The 18,532-nt window shown below is 46.5% G+C and carries 14 protein-coding genes; 5 read left to right on the top strand and 9 right to left on the bottom strand.

From position 1 onward, the window contains the following. Positions 1-2 precede the first annotated feature (2 nt). Positions 3-692, bottom strand: a complete 690-nt coding sequence (rnmV, locus tag I579_RS06275) for a ribonuclease M5 (RefSeq protein ID WP_010754445.1) — start codon at positions 690-692, stop codon at positions 3-5. After that, the gene (locus tag I579_RS06270; protein ID WP_010754446.1) at positions 689-1,474 is read right to left on the bottom strand and encodes a TatD family hydrolase; all 786 of its coding nucleotides are present in this window, start codon (positions 1,472-1,474) and stop codon (positions 689-691) included. Before I579_RS06270 ends, rnmV begins: the two co-directional genes overlap by 4 nt. A 176-nt stretch (positions 1,475-1,650) precedes the next feature. On the opposite strand from I579_RS06270, the gene I579_RS06265 reads away from it, so the two are divergent. After that, positions 1,651-2,307, top strand: a complete 657-nt coding sequence (locus I579_RS06265; protein WP_010754447.1) for a hypothetical protein — start codon at positions 1,651-1,653, stop codon at positions 2,305-2,307. A gap of 392 nt (positions 2,308-2,699) precedes the next feature. Further along, a complete protein-coding gene (locus tag I579_RS06260) occupies positions 2,700-3,770 on the top strand; it encodes a metallophosphoesterase (RefSeq protein ID WP_010754448.1) in 1,071 nt (356 codons plus the stop codon). Positions 3,771-3,811: 41 nt separating this feature from the next. Here I579_RS06260 and I579_RS06255 read toward each other — a convergent pair whose 3' ends face one another. Next, positions 3,812-5,035: an MFS transporter gene (locus tag I579_RS06255; protein ID WP_010754449.1), complete on the bottom strand. Its 1,224-nt coding sequence runs from the start codon at positions 5,033-5,035 to the stop codon at positions 3,812-3,814. 46 nt (positions 5,036-5,081) lie between these two features. Then, positions 5,082-7,445, bottom strand: a complete 2,364-nt coding sequence (locus I579_RS06250) for an alpha-L-rhamnosidase (protein ID WP_010754450.1) — start codon at positions 7,443-7,445, stop codon at positions 5,082-5,084. A 171-nt stretch (positions 7,446-7,616) separates the two neighbouring features. On the opposite strand from I579_RS06250, the gene I579_RS06245 reads away from it, so the two are divergent. Then, complete coding sequence (locus I579_RS06245) at positions 7,617-8,570, top strand: AraC family transcriptional regulator (protein ID WP_010754451.1); 954 nt, start codon at positions 7,617-7,619, stop codon at positions 8,568-8,570. A gap of 61 nt (positions 8,571-8,631) precedes the next feature. On the opposite strand, the gene ppk1 is transcribed toward I579_RS06245, so the two are convergent. Beyond that, entirely contained in the window at positions 8,632-10,809 is a 2,178-nt protein-coding gene (gene ppk1 / locus I579_RS06240) for a polyphosphate kinase 1 (RefSeq protein WP_010754452.1), read from the bottom strand. Then, entirely contained in the window at positions 10,806-12,398 is a 1,593-nt protein-coding gene (locus tag I579_RS06235; RefSeq protein ID WP_010754453.1) for a Ppx/GppA family phosphatase, read from the bottom strand. The genes ppk1 and I579_RS06235 overlap by 4 nt, the downstream gene beginning before the upstream one ends. A 178-nt stretch (positions 12,399-12,576) precedes the next feature. Here I579_RS06235 and I579_RS06230 point away from each other — a divergent pair, with 178 nt between their 5' ends. Then, positions 12,577-13,713, top strand: a complete 1,137-nt coding sequence (locus tag I579_RS06230) for a hypothetical protein (protein WP_034810470.1) — start codon at positions 12,577-12,579, stop codon at positions 13,711-13,713. 83 nt (positions 13,714-13,796) lie between these two features. On the opposite strand, the gene yfcC is transcribed toward I579_RS06230, so the two are convergent. The 3 genes from yfcC to I579_RS06215 all read right to left on the bottom strand — a co-directional run bounded on the left by yfcC (position 13,797) and on the right by I579_RS06215 (position 17,195). Next, positions 13,797-15,524: a putative basic amino acid antiporter YfcC gene (gene yfcC / locus I579_RS06225; protein WP_010754455.1), complete on the bottom strand. Its 1,728-nt coding sequence runs from the start codon at positions 15,522-15,524 to the stop codon at positions 13,797-13,799. A 216-nt stretch (positions 15,525-15,740) separates the two neighbouring features. Continuing rightward, entirely contained in the window at positions 15,741-16,178 is a 438-nt protein-coding gene (locus I579_RS12515; protein ID WP_010754456.1) for a universal stress protein, read from the bottom strand. An 18-nt stretch (positions 16,179-16,196) separates the two neighbouring features. Beyond that, positions 16,197-17,195, bottom strand: coding sequence for a YeiH family protein (locus tag I579_RS06215; protein WP_010754457.1), 999 nt, complete (start codon positions 17,193-17,195; stop codon positions 16,197-16,199). A gap of 338 nt (positions 17,196-17,533) precedes the next feature. Between I579_RS06215 and I579_RS06210 the strand changes: the two genes are divergently transcribed. Continuing rightward, positions 17,534-18,520, top strand: a complete 987-nt coding sequence (locus I579_RS06210) for a TDT family transporter (RefSeq protein ID WP_010754458.1) — start codon at positions 17,534-17,536, stop codon at positions 18,518-18,520. The last annotated feature ends 12 nt before the right edge of the window (positions 18,521-18,532 follow it).

Below are 18,532 nucleotides of genomic sequence, written 5' to 3'. Positions count from 1 at the left end.
CATTACTCCCCTAGCTCTTGTTTTACTTGTTCCATGGCCGTAGCCAGTTCTGCTTCAGTAATCCGAAACATCTTCAGGCGTTTTTCCAGTTGCTTACTGTTGGTATACCCGATGCGCAAAAGATCCCCCAGTTTTTCCCGGCGGATTTTGGCGCCAGTCCCGGCTATTAAACCATACTCCATCAAGGTTTGTCTAGGAATTTCCGGCTCTGCCACCGCTTCTAGCGCACTGGTAGGGGTGACAACTTTGCGCAAGGCTTCCAAAATGGCTTCATCCGAGGCGTGTTCCACTCCGAGACTGCCCTTAGAGCGACTGGGGGCAGCCTGACCCCGGGATAAAAAGGCGTGCTTGGCATCCGGCACCACTTCCATGATGGTCTTGCGAATCTTCTCCCCGGAAAAATCCGGATCCGTAAAGACGATGACACCCCGGGTTTCTTGGGCATGGCTGATCTGATCCAAGATTTCGTCATTGATCGCCGAGCCAATGGTTTCAATGGTATCCACGTCTAAAACTTCCTGTAAGCGTCGGGTATCGTCTTTGCCCTCCACCACGATGATTTCTTCAATGGTTAAGGGGGCCTCACTTAAATTGTCCAATTGCTTAAGGCGAGGCACTTTTTCTGACAGCCCTTGTTTTTGACGTTTGTCTTCCCGGGCTTTTTTAACCTCATTTTGCTTTCTTTCTGTCATGAATCAAGCTCCTTGTCTAAGCCAAAGAGGGTCAGGGCATTTTTCCGGGTAATGGCCGCCACGTCTTCTGGCGTCATTTCCCGTAGTTCGGCGATTTTTTCCACCACGTAGCGAGTATAGCCCGGTTCATTGCGCTTGCCGCGATAAGGCACCGGCGCCAAATAAGGAGCGTCCGTTTCCACCAATAAGCGTTCCAAGGGCACCCCAGTAGCCGCTTCTTGCACATCCAAAGCTTTCTTAAAGGTCACCACACCGGAAAAAGACACGTGCATGCCTAAATCCAAAAAGCGCTGAGCCCACTCCAAATCGCCACTAAAGCTGTGCATAATGCCACCTCTAGCCGGTACTCCCTCGTCTTTTAAGATTCGATAGGTATCCGGGGTCGCATCCCGAGTATGGATACTAATAGGTAGGTTGTGTTCCTTGGCAATGGCAATCTGCCGGCGAAAGATCCGTTCTTGCACATCTTTCGGGTCTTCCATCCAATAATAATCCAAACCAATCTCCCCTAAAGCCACCACTTTTGGCAAGGTCAACTGCTTTTCTAAGGTCCGTTCAATTTCCGCGGTATAGCTCCCCGCTTCGGTAGGATGCCAGCCGATAATGCTGTAAACCCCAGGAAACTGCTGATTCAGCTCCAAAGTCTTGGCAATCGTTGGGGTATCAAAACCCACCACCGCCATTTCCGTCACGCCTAATGCTTGTGCTTGGGAAACGATTTGAGCCTCTTCCCCATTAAATTGTTCCGCATTCAAATGCGTATGGGAATCAAAAATCTTCATTACTTTCACTCCGTTCACATCTTGCCGCAAACTCCCCGGCTTACTGACCTTACTTTAGCACAAAAGGGGGATTTGGAACACCAAGGGGACTAGGTCAGCCGGATTTTTCTCCGTCTTCCGCCCGATTTCACCAAAGGCATTTGGCAGTACAATGAATCTTGCGAGGAGGTGTCAAAATGAAAGATTTCGCGACGAAAAATCCCCAGTTGGCCGCTTGGCTCCGGGAACAAAAAAATCAGCACCCGGATGGACAAGTCCAAGGCTTGACCCACTGGTTATTACTAATCGGCTTTGGCGGCATGACCGTGGTCAGTCTCCCGTGGCATTTTGCCATCTTAGCGTTGTTACTGATTACCACCGCTCTTTGGAAAGGGCCGGGCATGTTGCTTTTCGGGATTCTTTACGCCGCACTGGTGAGCTTCTTTCCCCCACTAGGTCTTGTGCTCAGTGCGTTCTTTTTCTTTTTATCCTTGTGGCAATTAGGCCGTAACTGGTTGTTTTATCTCTTTAGCAGCGGGTATTTCGCTCTGCCCTTTTTCTTTAAACTCTTGGGCCTCACCGATGTTACCTCTTGGCCCGGCGCTTTGACGTTAGCCGTAAGCCTTGTGGTTCTGCACCTTTTATTAACCCGCTTGTATCGGCTTTGGGACAGTCGCAGCCTTTTCTGGTCCTTGTGGGCGGCTCCTTTTGACGGGCTCATTTTCTTACTGCCCAAACGCTTCAGCAAACGTCTGGCACCGGACTTACAAGAGGCACTTTCTTACGGGGAACGGTACCGGTTACAACGACAGGCAAAAGGCCTTAAAAAGCCCGCGAAGAGCAAGTTTTATTAAAGGGAACCTTTGTTCTTTTTAACAGAAATAAATAACTATCTCATAAAACAAATCGTTTTTAAAAAGCGATGCAAGCCTTTTGGACTATCTTATTTTCCAATCACAGGTGTTACTATCAGACAATTCAAACAAGCAAGTTCCTATTAGGGCGCGTTCTTTTTCAAAAAGAGCTCGCCTTTTCGACTGTTCTGCGCTATAATAGGGCTACACAAGAACAAGCGTTCGTATTATTTTAAAAACGTAGGATTCAAGAAATTTCGGCAAAGTTTTTGCAATCATTTCGCAATATTCCACGCCAAAATGTAATGATTATTTTCTTCTCAGGTTCATTGCTTTTTACCTGTTGTTCTTATATGCTAGTCAATAGTTGAATTAGAAGGAGGGCCTGTTTGTTGGCTTTCAAGATTTTGATCGCAATTGGTGCGATTCTACTCATGGTCGGGGTCTATGCATTCATTATTGAACCACGGCGTCTATCTGAAAAGCACTACCTCATTCGTAAAAATAAGGAACGTGTGCTGGATATTTCCGAAGCCAGCGAGATGTTTGAATTGGAAAGTGAAGTCCAAATCGCCCACATTAGCGATTTGCATTTTTCCCGCTGGTTCAAACCTCGCCGCTTGAAGAAAACCTTGCGCTCCTTACGCGAAGCCAAGCCCGACATGATCGTCTTTACGGGGGATCTGATTGACGACTACAAAAAATGGCCCGTACGGCAAACCAAGTCGCTGATCCTTGCATTGAAGCAGATGCAAGCACCTTTAGGCAAAGTCGCCGTCTTAGGCAATCACGACTACAAAAGCGATGGTGCCGGCTTCGTCAAAGAAGTCTTAGAGTCCGCTGGCTTTACGGTCTTGATCAATCAGGAGCTGTTTGGTTCCAATGAGGAAATCTCCTTAAGCGTCGCCGGTGTGGCCGACCCTAGCGCTAAAAATGCTCAGTACTACTATGAAGCAACTTTGGCTCAGTGGCAGCTGCTTTTGCTTCACCAGCCTGATTACATCAGCCAGGTGAAAAACTTGAGTATGTACGATTTAGTCCTTTCCGGGCACAGTCACGGCGGACAGATTCGTCTACCGAAGTACTATCCGAAAACCGACGGGGCCAAGACTTTCACTGACAGCCTCTACTTACCAAAAGAAGAAACCCTTCTTTCCGTCAATACAGGTATCGGCACGACTCATTTGCCACTGCGTTTCGGCGTCCCACCGGAAGTAATCTACTATCACCTTTCCAGTAAAACCGAGGCTTTCCCAGAATACGTGAATCCTTTCGATTTCAAAGCCTTGATTAAAGAAGAAAAAGCCAAAAAAGCCGCCAACAAAATGACGGCTAAGGACACTTTACTCCCTGTCCCTACGGCTAAAAAGGCTCATTCAAAAGCAAACGAAGACAAAATCGTCGACATGTCTCTTTTCCGCCGACGCTATCATCAAAAAACAAAAAAACGAACCGGCTCCTAAATGCTCACTAGCTGAGCCTCTAGGAGAGGTTCTTTTTTTGTTTAGTTCGCTACTTCTGTTTCTGGTGCGACAGCAACCGTCTCTTGGCTAGCATCATAGCGATTCGCCAGTGCCTTCTTACCAAAGTTCGTCACGAACAACACACCCCCTACGACTAAGCAGCAAACTCCCCCAAATAAAATCGCATTTGCTCCTGATTCGATACCGAATTGGGCCAAAAGAATTGGCGAAACAATCCCCCCAAGCGAATTAAGGAATTGGAAGATGGACATGGCCACGGCGATTTGGAACGGCTTGGAGATGATCGATACATAAAATGGAATCGTGGAGAAAATCATCGCCATCGCAACACCGGATAGCGCTGCGCCAACAACCATTACGGCTACATTTGGTGCATACCAGACAAGTAAGAAAGAGCAAGCCATTAATACAAAGCCGATTGCCAGTGATTTATCCTTTAACACGCGATTGATCTTACTAATTGTGAATCCGGCAATCAATCCCCCAACGGTACCTAAGGCATTAACCAGCCCTGTAATTGCGGTTCCGCCGAAGTTTTTACTAGCTACAAGGATAGAAAGATTACTTGGGAAAATAGTGTATAAGAATGAAATCACGAAAGCTAAAAAGGCTACTAAATACACATATTTGTTCATTTCACGAATTGCTTCACTGGCAGACTGCTTTGGCTTACCAGTTTGTTGAACAGGAGCTACTTTGTCCAGGGGCAAGCAAAGCATTACTACGAAGAAAATCAGAATCGTAATCAAGAAAACATAGTACGTGTTGGACCAGACTTTAGCTCCTAGCATCCCGCCAACGAGCATCATCACCATGGAACCTAGGGAATTAATGGCCGTCCCCGCTCCCATCAATGAAGCCCGTTCCTCACCTTCAAAGTACATGGACAATAACATCGGGCTGACCGTATTAATAAAACCTAGGCCTAATCCCATTAACAAAGCACAAACGAGTAAGACATTCACACTGGAGTGAAAAACGATGGGTAGCAAGCCACCTAGGCCGACTCCGGCAATTCCTAACAAGGCCAAGGCTTTCTTCGGTACTTTCATCGCTAAAACGCCCACTACCAAAGTGATGAGTAACGCACCTAGGCTTGGAACCGTGCCGATCATTTGAATTTTGGAAACCGGCTCCTCAGGGAAAGTCTCCATGATTGCACCAAAAGCGCTGGTGATGACCAATGCGCTCATGGTTAAAAGTGACATGCTTAAAATTCCTAGTTTGATTTTTGCATTTTTCATTTTTTTCGTTCCTTTCTGTTTTCAATTCCTGTGTAACAAGTAAATGCTAAACATTGACTAATTGAACCTCTTGCTTCAATGGGAAACAGTAACTACCAGCAGGGACGACGAACTCCGTTTCCGGTGTAGCCGGTGTCAGATTGATATAGGCTTGCGTGTTTTCAGGTACGTTAAGGTGCAGCTCGCGCTTCTGAACTTGGATCTCGATCGGGCCATAAGCTGACTCGTAACGTAAGTCAAATTCTTGAATACCTAATTGCAAATTAGGTTGGATATAGAAGGTTTCAAAGCCCGGTGTTCTCGTCGTCAAACCAGCGATTTGGCGAACGATCCAGTCCCCAACGCAACCGAAAGCATAATGATTAAAAGAGAAATTCCCCACGGTACCATCTGGCTGAATGCCTGCCCATGACTCCCAAATCGTCGTCGCTCCTTGGTTCACTTCATAGAGCCAAGATGGACATTCTTCTTGTAAGAAGACCCGGCGAGCAGTTTCACTTTCCCCGTAATTCACGAGCACATCGAGCAGATACGGCACAGATAAGAATCCAGTGTCCAAACGATAGCCGTTGTCTTTGATCAATGTCACCAGCCGGGTCAAAGCTTTTGGTTGATTCTCCATGCTTAACATCTCAAAGGCTAACGCGATCACGTAGCAACCTTGATAATCCCGAATCAATCGCCCCTCTTTGAAATAGGCTTCCTCGAAAGCTTTTTTTACCTCTTGGGCGTAAGCAAAGTATCCTTGTGCTTCATCAACTCGTCCTAAAACGGTAGCAATCTCCCCGAGTAATTGACTGGAATGAGCTAAAAAGGCCGTACCGAAAATCTCTTTGGTTTCATCCGAAGTTGCAATGGGACCTTTAAAATCGGGCCCCATCATGAAGCTTGGAAACATCCAGTCGCCAAAATGGAATTTCGTATCCCACAAGTAGCGGGCCGCACCGGTTTTCTCACCTGCCGCACTCGTCTTACTAAATTCATGCCATTTCACCATTGCTTGATAGTTTTCTTCCAAAACGGCTGTTTGCCCATAACGTTGGTACAACAACCACGGCACCATGACGATAGCATCGCCCCAACCAGCTGAAGAATTGGTTCCTGTTAAAGAAGGCGAATTGAAGTAATCACTTGGTGCCGGAGAATAGTCAATCACCTCACCATTTGGCAACTGTTCTAGGCGCACATTAGTCAACCAACGAGTTATGAATTGTGATACGTCCATAAAGAAACTAGCCGTGGGCGCAAAGACCTGCATATCCCCGGTCCAACCAACCCGTTCTCGTTGAGGACAGTCAGTCGGAATCGAGAGCAAATTGCCTTTTTGACTCCACTCGATATTTGCCAGTAGTTGATTGACCTTGGCATTGTCTGTCGTCAGATACCCCGTCTTCTTTAGATCCGAATACAGGACAATCCCCGTTACCTGATCTTTTTCCAAAGGTTCCGTCAGTCCGGTAATCTGCACATAACGGAATCCGTGGAAGGTAAACTGTGGTTCCAACACTTCTCGCCGTCCCCGACCGATGAAGATATCTCTTTGATCCTTATTGCGACCAACGATATTGTGGAAAAACTGGCCCTCTTCATTGAGGACTTCACTGTGTTCCAATGTAATCTGCTGATCAGTTGCTAAAAAGACGTCTAATCGCAAGCGCCCGGCAATCACCTGCCCTAAGTCCACGATCCAAGCATCCCCTTGCTGCCAAATTGCTACAGGCTGAATTTCCGCCATTCGTTTCACGTAAGGTCCACTCTGAGGGGCTAAGTTGTTCATGGGATAGGTTACGACTTCCACCGGGGTCAGATCTGCTGTAGTGAAACTAGTTTCCCAATCCTCATCTTTCAAACGCAAATCTTGCTTTTCCCCGATGAAAATGTCACTGTAGCGAAACTCAGCGGTTTTACTACCAAAGTGCTCATCAGTCGGGATCACGGTTTTGCTACCATCTTGATAAGTAATCACCAACTCCCCTAAAATCCCTAAGCGATCGCCAAACTGGGCACTCCCACCATTCACACTGACGCGACCGGCATACCAGCCATCCGCCACAAGCACCGTCCACACATTTTTTTCGGCTAGATAGTCGGTTACATCGTAAGTCTGATACTGTAAAAAATGTTCATAACTGGTGTAATCCGGCGTAAATAATGCCTCCGTAATCTGCTGACCATTGAGCTTTACTTGATAAATCCCATGGGCAGTCATGGTCAACTGGGCTTTTTCTACCTTTTTACCTGGAGCGCTTTCAAAGACCCGTTTTAAAAACTGAACGGGTAGCAAGCGTTCCTCTACTGGAGCTTGAGGCGCCGTTTTACCAGAAAACATCTCCTCTAGCGTAAACATAGGTTCTTTGTGGGTCGCTTCTTGCTGCGGCTCGATCCATTTGCCTTGCCAAATTTTACTCATCCTAGTTTCCTCCAATACTTGTCGCCTGTTCAAAATCTTGCTATGATTTATTCAAATAATCACACAACACCAACCAATCATTTACAACACTCACTATATCAGCGAATGAATGCGCTAACAACGCGCCTTTCTGTCACAAATATGCGTTTTTTTGACTTAGGAGGAATTAAAATGAAACCTTTTTTATTTCAAAATTATGAAGAGGTCTTGATTGATGATTTCGTGCCCGAATTGAAAGAATACGATCGTATCTGGCAAGACGGCAAAATCTCTTTGGACAAGCAATTAAAAGCCGTGGACCTTGCCAAGGATCACCCCGTCTTTTTTATCGGCCACCGAATGAGCCAAGATGCCCCTTTCCACAGTCATAGCTTTTACGAAATCGTCTGTGTGCTAAATGGCTTGGTGGAAAACTGCACCAAAAAGAGCACCTTTTACATGGGCAGTGGTGATATTTGCATCATGAATCTTGCCAGCAGTCATTCCTTAAAAGTCGTGGACCCCCAAGCAATCGTCTTTAATATCGGCATCGAAGCCACGGAAATGGAGTCTGGCACCTTCAAGAACATCTATCGTTCCACCTCTTTTTTAGGCAATTTCTTGCGGGAAAAAGAAGATCTGGATTATCTTTATTTTCCCAGTAACGGCAGTCTGCGCTTGGCTCAGCTGATTCAAACTATGCTCACGACTCATGCCCGCAAATCCGCAGGGATGCCTTTTTTGCTAGCCAGTGAAGTGATGCAACTCTTAGGGGAACTGGTGGACTTAAATGAGTACAGTTACTGGGGCGTCAACAATCGGGTCATGGAACTTCTGGATTTTGTCGAAAAACATTACGCCACCGTTTCACTAGCTGAGCTCGCCCAAGAATTCAATTACAGTGAAAGCTACTTATCCCGTTTTGTAAAAAAACAGACCGGACAGCAGATCAGCAAAATTATCATGGGAAAAAAAATGGAAAAGGCCGGCTTGCTACTACAAAACACCGACCTTTCCGTAAATGAGATTGCTTTGGAAGTAGGGTATCAAAGTTACAGTCACTTCCACAAAATCTTTAAAAAATGGTACCGACAAACGCCAAATGACTATCGCCAACACTATTCTCCCGAAATTGCTACGAACTAAAAAACACTTGAGAAACAAGACTCGAAGCTGCCTTGTTTCTCAAGTGTCCTTTTTTTCGTGTTTATTGAGGTGCCCTGCGCAATTGATCTAGCAACAATTGTCTGCGAGCTACCAAATTCGTAGTTTTCCGCAAGGCTTCGGTGGTAAAGACCTTTTGAGCGGAGATGCCATTCGTTTCCTGGCGACGATAGTTTTCCTGAGCGTCCAAAAAGTACGCCTTGGCCCGGTCGCTTTCGTAGACTTCCATCAAATGAGTCATTGCCGCTTCCACGCTAGTATCTGTCATTGGCACGGCGATTTCCACCCGGGAACTGAGATTGCGAGTCATCAAATCCGCCGAAGAAAGCCACGTACTCGTCCCTGTATTGGTGGTAAAAGCGTAAATCCGACTGTGTTCCAAAAAGCGACCCACAATGCTTTTCACTTGGATATGCTCGCTTTGCCCCGGTATCCCGGGTACTAGACAACAAGCCCCTCGCACTACCAGTTGAATCGTCACCCCGGCATTACTGGCTTCATACAATTTGTCGATGATTGCTTTGTCCGTTAATCCATTGACCTTGGCAAAAATCTTGCCCTCTCCCCCAGCACGGCTAAAGGCCATGACCTCTTCTGTCTGGGTCAAAAAGAGTTCCCGCAAATTATCCGGCGAAGTGGTGATTTTTTGGTAAGTGGGACGATTGCGGTAGCCGGTTAAGTAGTTGAAAAAGTCCGTCAGATCGCTGACGTACTCTTCCCGGGAAGTGAAAAAGCTCAAGTCCGTGTAGATCTGACTGTTCTTTTCGTTGTAATTTCCCGTGCCAAACTGGGCGTAGCGTTTGATTTCCCCGCCTTTGTTTTGCACCACTAAAATGGCTTTGCTGTGGGTTTTCATATTGGGAAAACCGTAGCTGACAAAACAGCCGGCTTCTTCCAACTCCGTGACCCAGTGAAGGTTATTGGCCTCGTCAAAGCGGGCTTTGATTTCCACCAAGACGGTGACTTGGATGCCTTTTTTGGCGGCTTTTTTCAGTAGGGCCACCACTTCCGAGTCTGCTGCCAAGCGATACAAAGTCTGCTTAATCGCCACGGTGGTGGGATCTTTAACCGCCGCTTTTAAGAAGGCCAAGACCCCGGCAAAGGAATCATAGGGGTGGTGCAACAAGAGATCCTCGTGATCCAAGGTATTCAAAATGTGCCGGGACTGCCAGCGAGTCTCATACAAAGGCTGAAATTTTGGATACAAATCTTGGGGGTTCTTTGGTGCCAATTCTTCTACCCAAGAAAACAAAAAGCGCAAATCCAAAGGGCCATTAAAGCGATAGACATCCCCAGATTCCAAGCCTAAGATTTCCCGTAACTGCTCTGCAGATTTTTCTGACAAGGGCTCAGCTCCCACCGGTCCTACTTCCAAGCGTGAGGGACGGCCTTCTTTTCTTAGCTCCAAGTATTCACTCATTTGTAAAGAGAGGTCTTCTTCCGGATCTTCTTGAAAGGCCAAATCCCGATCATAGGTAATGCGAAACACAAAGACCTCTTTGATTTTATGCCCTACAAAAACCTTGTGAAGATAGTGGGCGATGACTTCTTCCATCAACAAAAAACGTCGAGCAGAGAGTTTCAACAAGCGAGGCAAGCCTAGAGAAATGGGCAAAATGGCTTCCCGGCGCTCTCCAAACTCGTCTTCTAGCTCCACCCAAAGATGCAAGGCTTTTTCCAGCAACCGGGGAAACGCATGGTAGGCGTCCACTCCCACCGGCGCCAAAGTCGGAAAAATCGTCTCTTTAAAAAGTTGGCTCATCTTTTTGGCTTCCCGCACCGTTAGTTGATTGAATGTTTTCAAAAGATACTGGCGTTTGGCCAACGTTTCCCGTAATTCTTCAAACAGCTGGTATTGTAACTGAAGGTTCACTCGATTGCGCTGCCTAAGCTCCTCTAATAATTCTTGGGGACTTTGATCGGCAGGTGCTTCTCGGGGGGCTTCTTTTCCCCTATCTGGCTCACTGACTTTGGGCTTTTCTTGCTTTTTGGCTGTGACGCTGAATTTTGGGGATGCCCCCAGCCCCAAGCGCGCCCGAGATTGCAGGCGAGGCACTCGTACCATGTAAAATTCATCCAAATTATTAGCGGCAATGGCTAAAAAACGCAATCGCTCCAAAAGAGGCGTGTCTGTCTCTTGGGCTTCTTGAATCACTCGGCGATTGAACAACAACCAGCTCAAATCCCGGTGAAAATACCGTTTGGTGGGTTGGGTACTCATTGGCCTCCCTCCTCCAAGGCGAAATCTAAGGTCAGCTTCTTCCCTAGGACAAATTCCAAATTTTTCTTCTGACGTAATGCCCGGTAGTACTCCGCCAAAGGATCAAAACTCCAGGTGATTTTCAGGCGATAGGTATCGGGACTTTCCTTGATAAATGCCATTTGCCGAATTTCATTGACCTTGGTAATCGCCAAAGCATCACAAAACTTAATGATACTCCCCACTTCTCGTATCGCTTGCAAGCTCTCTTCATCCAGCCAGCTGGGGTACTGTTCCACGTATTGATTGAACAAGGATTTGTTTTTGTAGCTTGCCACCAAAGCCAAAACTAAGCGGGCCGGGTGGGAAAAGCCATTTAAATTAGTATTGGCTACTAGGTAAAAGGAATGCATGGAGCTGTCTTCAGCGGCGATGTAATTGCCCAAATGGTACAAATACGTGCCCGCCTGTAAGTATTTCAAGGCTCGTTCGGAAGGAAAGAGCAGCTCACTTTTGGCCAACTCTTCGATCAATCGTCGGGCAATCGCCAAGCGCTGATTGGACCCTTTCGTATCCGCCAAGTACAAATGCCCTAAGCGCTCCACTTGCATAATCCGGACATTTTCCGGCGTGTAAGCTTCGGGATTTTCTTGATTCAACCATTCCATTAATAAGCCTTCTCGCAAGCCTCGATGGCAAAAGACCAACTGCTCCGCTTTCACGGCTTCAAATAAACACAAATACGCCAAGTTCCCCGGTAAAATCGTCTCCGCTCGCTCCCGGCTGAGACCGTCCAAGTTTTGCTTTTCTTTCACCGTCAACGTATTGAAACAGTCAAAAGTGGCGGCTAAGCCTTTTTGATCCATCTGGTATTCGTGAATGCCGTTCATGGGGTACTCGGTCATGCGCTGGTAGACATTGGCGATATTGCGGGCGGTCCCGCCTACTACAATCAATGGCAGCTTCCGTGGTTTCACCCAATCGTAAGCAGCCAGTTGTTCAGTTACGAATTTTTTGGCGGCTTGGTTGGCTTTTTCATTGTTTTTAGCGATTTCTTTGGGGGTTAATTTGTTGCCACCTTTATGCTCCACTAAAGGGTCGTAAAAACGCTCCTTTAAGGTCACCACGCCAAAAGGAAAACTGTGGACCTTTTTCACCACACTGTCTTTAAAATACGTGACTTCAGTACTGCCGCCCCCCATGTCCACGGTATAGCCTTCCGAAAATTCCGTGGAGCGGGCCACGGCGTATTGCCCATAGCGCGCTTCTTCTTCCCCAGTTAACAAGCGCAAGGTCAGCCCCGTAGTTTCTGCGACTTCTGCTAAAATCGCAACTTGGTTTTGCGCTTGGCGAATCACCGCTGTGGCCGTGGCAATCACGTGATCCAATTCGTAATGGGCCATGACTTTTTGAAAGAGCTGGATCACTTCGATTAATTGCTTGATCCCGGCCTCACTGAGATTGCCGTCTGCTTCCAAATATTGATACAGCTGCGCCGGCAACTTCACATTTTGCAATTCATGAAAATCATTTAGCTCCGTAATGCGATAAATAACCAATCGCACGGTATTTGAGCCGATATCCACTACCACTACCTGTCGTTCTTTCATCCAAAGGCCCCCTTGCAATGCTTTTCTTTCATTATACGCTAGTGCCGTCTTCAGACCAAAACAACCGCTTTCATCTATCCAAATGGCAGACTTTGGATTACAATAAAAGTAACAAAAACCTTTGGAAAGTTGGCAAGCCATGACGAGGAAGACTGGACGGGAAAAAAATTTCACCTTGATGACCGAGCGACTCAAAAAAGAATTGTTAAACGCCGTCAAGCATGGAGCTAAGCCCTATTTAATGTATGCCTTGAGCATTTTGAATTACACGGGATTGACCCAAAGCTTCAATCAGGACAAGGCGCTTTTGCGGTATATGGAAAGCTACCGTTACGGTCCTTACGATGAATTAGGGGCCCCGGATGAGCCAGAAGTCCAAGACACCCGAGCTCAGTTTGCCGGCGTCCTCTTGGCCTACTACCTATGGCGCATGCCTCAGGGGGCGTCATTGTGGCAAGAAATCCTCAAATGGTTGCCCATGGACTTACGCCAGCGCCAACAGGTTAATTTCTGGGGGCAAGGCGCCCATTTGAGTCACTTTGTCGCCCATTGGCAAAAAAATGACTTGGTCTTACAAGACCTTTACCACGACACCAGCTACACCTTGCCGGCTTACCACTTGGACTTGGTGGATTCTTTAGAGGAAGGAGAACAAGCCACCGCCTGGCTCTTGCCTTTAGACGATGCCTGGTTTCCCTTGTGCCTTTTACCTGTGAATTTGTCCCAAGAACAACTCCAACGGCGCAAGCAACAATCGGTTGAGCAGTGGGAGCAATTCTTACTGGAAGTAGGCGCGGATTTCATCCAAAATCTGATTGCCGAATTTCAGGAAACCGAGGATGAAGAGGCCATGATCGATCAGATTACCAAAGAGTTCATGGGGGAAATCGATGATCTTTTTGAAAATCTGGATACCTTTGATCCGGAAGCTGCCCTTGCTCAGCGGCATTTATTATCGAAGCGCGACTTTCGTCCTTTGGCAAAAAGTGAGCAGGAGTCTCCGGAAGAATTTGCCACCCGCTTGTTAGCCAGTGAAGAGCGTTTGAAAAACTTTCCTTATCACGAAGCACTGGTCCACTTTTTAACTAATGCTGTGACGGCTTATCCTCCGTTGTTTCTACCCCAATTAGACGCAGGGCATCTCCTAGAAGCGCTAGCGCTCCTGGTCACCGTGCCAAAACAAGCGCCACAAGTGACAGACAACGGGGAAATGCGCTACTTTTGGTACCTTTTCTTTCAGGAAAACTTGCCGGAAGCCGTGGCCGCTTTGGCTGTTTGCCAAGTTCCTTCCAGCTATTGGCTCCCGGATCAGTAGCCTGCCTCAGCCCATTCAACCTATAATTAGAAATAAAAATACCCTCCCGCAGCCGCGAGAGGGTATTTTTTGTGATTGCTTTTTTATTGCAAGCCAATGGCTACGGCGATTACGATAAAGATCGTTCCCAAGACGAAGAAGAATCCTTGCATCTTGATTTGGAATTTCGCCCATTTCGCCCATTCAATACGGGCAACACCTAAGACCCCAATCAAGCTGGCTGAAACCGGTGTGAAGGCATCCACAAAGCCTGCCCCTAATTGGTAAGCCAAGACCGCTACCTGACGAGAAACACCTACCAAGTCGGCTAATGGCGCCATGATTGGCATGGTCAAAGCTGCTTGACCGGAGTTTGAGGTCACGACTAAATTAAACAAGCTTTGGAAGATGTACATCGCCCAGGCGCCGATAATCGCTGGCACATTGCTTAACAAACTGCCGATGCTGTGTAAAATCGTGTTCAAAGCAGATGGCATGGTTGGTTCTGAACCACCGAGAACAAGCAAGATCCCTTTGGCCATCCCCACCACAATCGCAGTTCCGGCAAGGTCGGCCGCACCGCTTTGGAAAGATTTGGCAATGTCGTTGACCCCCATGTCGTCGAGTTTGAAGATGACCGCAATAATCCCTGCAGCCAAGCCCATGACGAAGAACTGGGAGGCAATTTCTGGGATGTAGTAACCTTTTTGAGTTACCCCCCAGACGATCCAAATCAAGACCGCCAACATTTCCACTAAGATTAATTTATGTCCTAATAAGAAAGGTTTTTGTTCTTCCGCTGTTTTTTCGATATGAGTCCGGAAGTATTCGTCGGAATCATAAACCGCAGATTTCAGCGGATTTTTGCGAATTCGTTCCGCATACAAGCTTAAGTAGCCGGCAGACAAAGCGGTAATCACAAACCACATGATCAAACGGAAAGTAGCACCGGATAGAACCGGAACCCCGGCAATCCCTTGAGCTACCGCAACAGAGAAAGGACTCATCCAGCTGGCGGCATTCCCCACCTGACTGGCCACATAGGTCACCGTCACCGCCACGATGGAGTCATACCCCAAAGCGATCACAAAAGGCACCATGACCATGGAAAAAGGAATGACTTCTTCGGCCATCCCGAATGTTGCGCCCCCAAAGGAGAACGCGAAAAACAATAAGGGAATCGCCAAACGCTCCAAGCCTTTGGTCTTACTGATAAACGCATAAATCCCCGCATCGATGGCCCCGGTACGCATGATAATCCCAAAGGCACCCCCGACCACTAAGATCAAAGCGGCAATCCCTACGGCAGAACCGTATTTGTCCCCGGAAACCAAGCCTTCAAAGACGAAGTTCAAGAAGCCAAAGCCACCGAAATCATCCGTTCCCCAGACTCTCGCCGTCTTGTGGAGTTTTTCCGAAGTGGCATAAATCTTGTTCCCGTACATGTCGTACAAAACATCGTCGGTTAAAGACAGTTCATCTAGCTGGCTTTGGGTAAGGTTGGCTTCCCCTTCTGCCAAGACCGCTTCCACGTCCGCTTTGGCAATGCCCAACTCGTCTAGTTCAGCGGGGTCATTGGCCAAGTCTTCCAACTGGTCATAGACAAAGCTTTTGTCCAAAGCATAATCATACCGGAAAGTATCCTGACGCAAGACGGTCCGGGTGCTGGTCTCCCCGTTGGCATCCTGATAGGCCACTTCCTCGGTACTGAATTTTCCGGCTGGAATCAAAAAGGTCAAAATCCACGCCATGATGACGACGCCAAAGATGATCACATACGTATGAGGCGTTTTCATCTTGGTCAAATCGCGTTTTTTACTCGTTGCTGCCATGTTGTTCTTCCTTCCTTGGTTCGAAGTCTGTAAGAAAATCTCACTTTGGCTATTATACAACAAAGCCGGGGCAATTTAACTAAAAAATGTATATTTTTCCAAAAGAAGCAACAAAATAGATTATTTTATCGAATTATGCTTATTTACCAAGGTTACTTTCCTATAAAAAAGCCCACTAAGCTAGCTCATACTAACTCAGTGGGCACAACTTTTTGATTAGTCTGCGGGATTTTTGATGATAAATAAATCACAAGGCAAGTGCTTGGCTAAATAAGCCGAAACTGAACCATGATAGAGTAAATACTCTACATTAGAATAGTGATGACTCCCACTAATTACTAAATCCGCTTGGCTATCCTTGGCCGCTTTTACAATGCAGCTCTTAGGATTGCCTGTTTTGATGCTGCCGGTGATCGCAAGTGCGGGATATCGTCCTTGCAACTCTTTTACCAAGTCGGCTAACGCTACTTTTTTACTAGCCACGAGTTCTTCATCAAAAGTGGCAGCTACGGCTTCGATCGTTTCCAATTCTGCGGTATCCACGACATCTAAGAGCAAGACTTGCTTGCCTTGCAATTTTTGAATCAGTTTGAAGCTTTTTTCTAAATAAGCCCCGGAATCATGTAATGAATCCAGCGTTACTAAAATATTCATCTTATTTGATACCCCTTCCTAGAAAAATAGATAAGCACTAGTTGCGGCCAAAAGTAGCAAGCACACCGAACCCAAGAATGAGGCGATAAAAACATTGCGCCCCCGGGCGATGATTACTTTGAAGTTGACACTCATGCCTAAAGCAGCCATTGCCATACCCAAAAAGATATAGGCCAAAGCAACCAATTGATCAATCACGCCTTGAGACAAAGGACCAAAGCTACCAAATGCACTGGTTAGCAAAAAGCCCAACATAAACCAAGGAATTGGCAATTTTTGTTTTTCATCCGTAGTTTTTTGGTGGCGCTTCTGATAAATCGCCCCCACGATTAAAGCAGCCGGTGCTAATAACAATACCCGAGAAAGCTTCATGATAATGGCATTGTCCAAAGCAACCGCACCACCGGCTTCTCCGGCAGCTACCGCATGGGCGATTTCATGGAGAGAAGCTCCATTCATGATCCCAAACTGAACACTGTCAAAGGGCAATACTTTCAGTAAAGCAACTTCTACCAAAGTAAAAACAGTTCCCATAATGCACACAACGGCCACCGCCAAAACAGAATTATCTTTGTCTGCTTTGACTTGTGGGGAAATCCCCATCACCGCGGCCGCACCACAAATCGCACAACCAAAACTGGCCAAAAAGCTCAATTCCTTGTCCACTTTCAAAAGGCGACAGAAAAAGTAGACTACTGCGATTGTAAAAGAAACCGCCACGAAGGCTAATAAAATCGTCTTAATCCCCGAGTGGGCCAATGTGACCAAGTTTAAGCGAAAACCTAATAAAATAATGCCGAACCGCAAAAATTTATTTGAAATAAAGCCAATCCCTTCCGTGCTGGAATAAATCAACGGTTGACTAATCTGGCACAACATCCCAATCAAAAGGGCAATCACCAAAGCCCCAATTAAATTTAATCCCGGAAAGCCAGACAAGTACTTCCCTAATAATGAACAAACCAGCGTACTGGCAAACGCAATCCAAAAACTCCTTTTACGAAAAATAGCAAACATCCACACAACCTCCTCTTTAATATGAAACAACGTCTTTCGTACTTTGCCAATGTGACCAACAAGGGGTCAATTCAGCGACCGACCTTTGGCAAAAGTAGCAAAAGACAGTTCATTATCGTACAGGCTGTTTCAAAAGCGCAAGTTAATTGCCGATTGTGTTTTGTAATACTAACTATCGAAAAAGCTAATGTTAGCGGTCTTTTGCCTATGAAACCGACCTAATTTGTGAATTTTAACAGAAGATTATCCATTGCATTCCTTAATAACAATTATTCGAAAGATTTATTTTTCAAATGAATGAAAATGAACTATACTTACAAACGAAGGAGTGATACTGAATGAAACATTTTCTGAAAGCAGTGCCGATTCCCATGTGTGGATTAATCCTCGGCCTCGCTTCCCTGGGAAACCTAATGAAAGCTTTTAATTTTGTAACGGTGGGCAACGCAATGGGCATCGTCGCCGGTGCCATGATGCTCTTGATCTTAGCACGCATCTTGTTCTTACCTTTACACAGTTTAAATGATTTAAAAAATCCGATTGTAGCCTCTGTGGCGCCTACCTTCACCATGGCGCTCATGGTCCTTTGCACGTATTTGACCATCACACCAGGCTTGACCACTTTGGCTACCATCATCTGGCTAGCCGCCGTAGTCATCCACTACGCCTTGGTCTTGTACTTCACCTATGTCTTTGTCATCAAACCGCAAGTGGGCATCCAGCACGTCTTTCCAAGCTGGTTTATCGTTTATGTAGGTATGGGCGTGGTAGCCGTAACGAGCCCAAGCTTCTCCATTCTTTTAGGTCAAATCAGCTTCTGGATTGCTCTAGTCTTCTACGTTTTGTTACTACCGATCATCTTGTACCGAGTGTTTGTCCACAAACAAATGCCAGAAGCAACCTTGCCCTTGATGACGATCGTGGCTGCCCCTGGTTCCTTGTGTCTGACCGGTTACTTGAAATCCTTTAGCGAACCAAACGTTGCCTTGGCAGTTGCTCTTTTGATTGTTTCCCAAATCCTGTACTTCGTGATGCTCTCAAAAATCACCCGGCTGCGCTTAGACTTCTACCCAAGCTTTGCGGCCTTCACCTTCCCCTTGGTGATTTCCGCCATGGCCATTACCACTTTTAAATTGGTCTTTGCTCCTGCCGGCGTTTTAGGCAGCATCATCAGTATCCTTAGTGTTTTGGAAACAATCGTAGCCACGGTTGCCGTCTTCTTTGTCCTTGCTCACTACGCTCATTTCTTATACAAAGAAGCTCAAAGCATCCGACAACACCAAGCTACCGACAAATTGGAAGCCGAAGAAGCAAATAAGTTTTAAGCAAAGCAAAAG

Source organism: Enterococcus asini ATCC 700915, assembly GCF_000407365.1.
GTDB lineage: Bacteria > Bacillota > Bacilli > Lactobacillales > Enterococcaceae > Enterococcus_C > Enterococcus_C asini.
Note: the sequence above shows the minus strand (reverse complement) of the source record. Positions and strands in the feature narration are given on the sequence as shown.

Excerpts from the sequence above, each read along its gene's own strand:
- rnmV (WP_010754445.1), bottom strand. The coding sequence starts at position 692 with ATGACAGAAAGAAAGCAAAATGAGGTTAAAAAAGCCCGGGAAGACAAA.
- I579_RS06270 (WP_010754446.1), bottom strand. The coding sequence starts at position 1,474 with ATGAAGATTTTTGATTCCCATACGCATTTGAATGCGGAACAATTTAAT.
- I579_RS06265 (WP_010754447.1), top strand. The coding sequence starts at position 1,651 with ATGAAAGATTTCGCGACGAAAAATCCCCAGTTGGCCGCTTGGCTCCGG.
- I579_RS06255 (WP_010754449.1), bottom strand. The coding sequence starts at position 5,035 with ATGAAAAATGCAAAAATCAAACTAGGAATTTTAAGCATGTCACTTTTA.
- I579_RS06250 (WP_010754450.1), bottom strand. The coding sequence starts at position 7,445 with ATGAGTAAAATTTGGCAAGGCAAATGGATCGAGCCGCAGCAAGAAGCG.
- I579_RS06245 (WP_010754451.1), top strand. The coding sequence starts at position 7,617 with ATGAAACCTTTTTTATTTCAAAATTATGAAGAGGTCTTGATTGATGAT.
- ppk1 (WP_010754452.1), bottom strand. The coding sequence starts at position 10,809 with ATGAGTACCCAACCCACCAAACGGTATTTTCACCGGGATTTGAGCTGG.
- I579_RS06235 (WP_010754453.1), bottom strand. The coding sequence starts at position 12,398 with ATGAAAGAACGACAGGTAGTGGTAGTGGATATCGGCTCAAATACCGTG.
- I579_RS06230 (WP_034810470.1), top strand. The coding sequence starts at position 12,577 with ATGACCGAGCGACTCAAAAAAGAATTGTTAAACGCCGTCAAGCATGGA.
- yfcC (WP_010754455.1), bottom strand. The coding sequence starts at position 15,524 with ATGGCAGCAACGAGTAAAAAACGCGATTTGACCAAGATGAAAACGCCT.
- I579_RS12515 (WP_010754456.1), bottom strand. The coding sequence starts at position 16,178 with ATGAATATTTTAGTAACGCTGGATTCATTACATGATTCCGGGGCTTAT.
- I579_RS06215 (WP_010754457.1), bottom strand. The coding sequence starts at position 17,195 with ATGTTTGCTATTTTTCGTAAAAGGAGTTTTTGGATTGCGTTTGCCAGT.
- I579_RS06210 (WP_010754458.1), top strand. The coding sequence starts at position 17,534 with ATGAAACATTTTCTGAAAGCAGTGCCGATTCCCATGTGTGGATTAATC.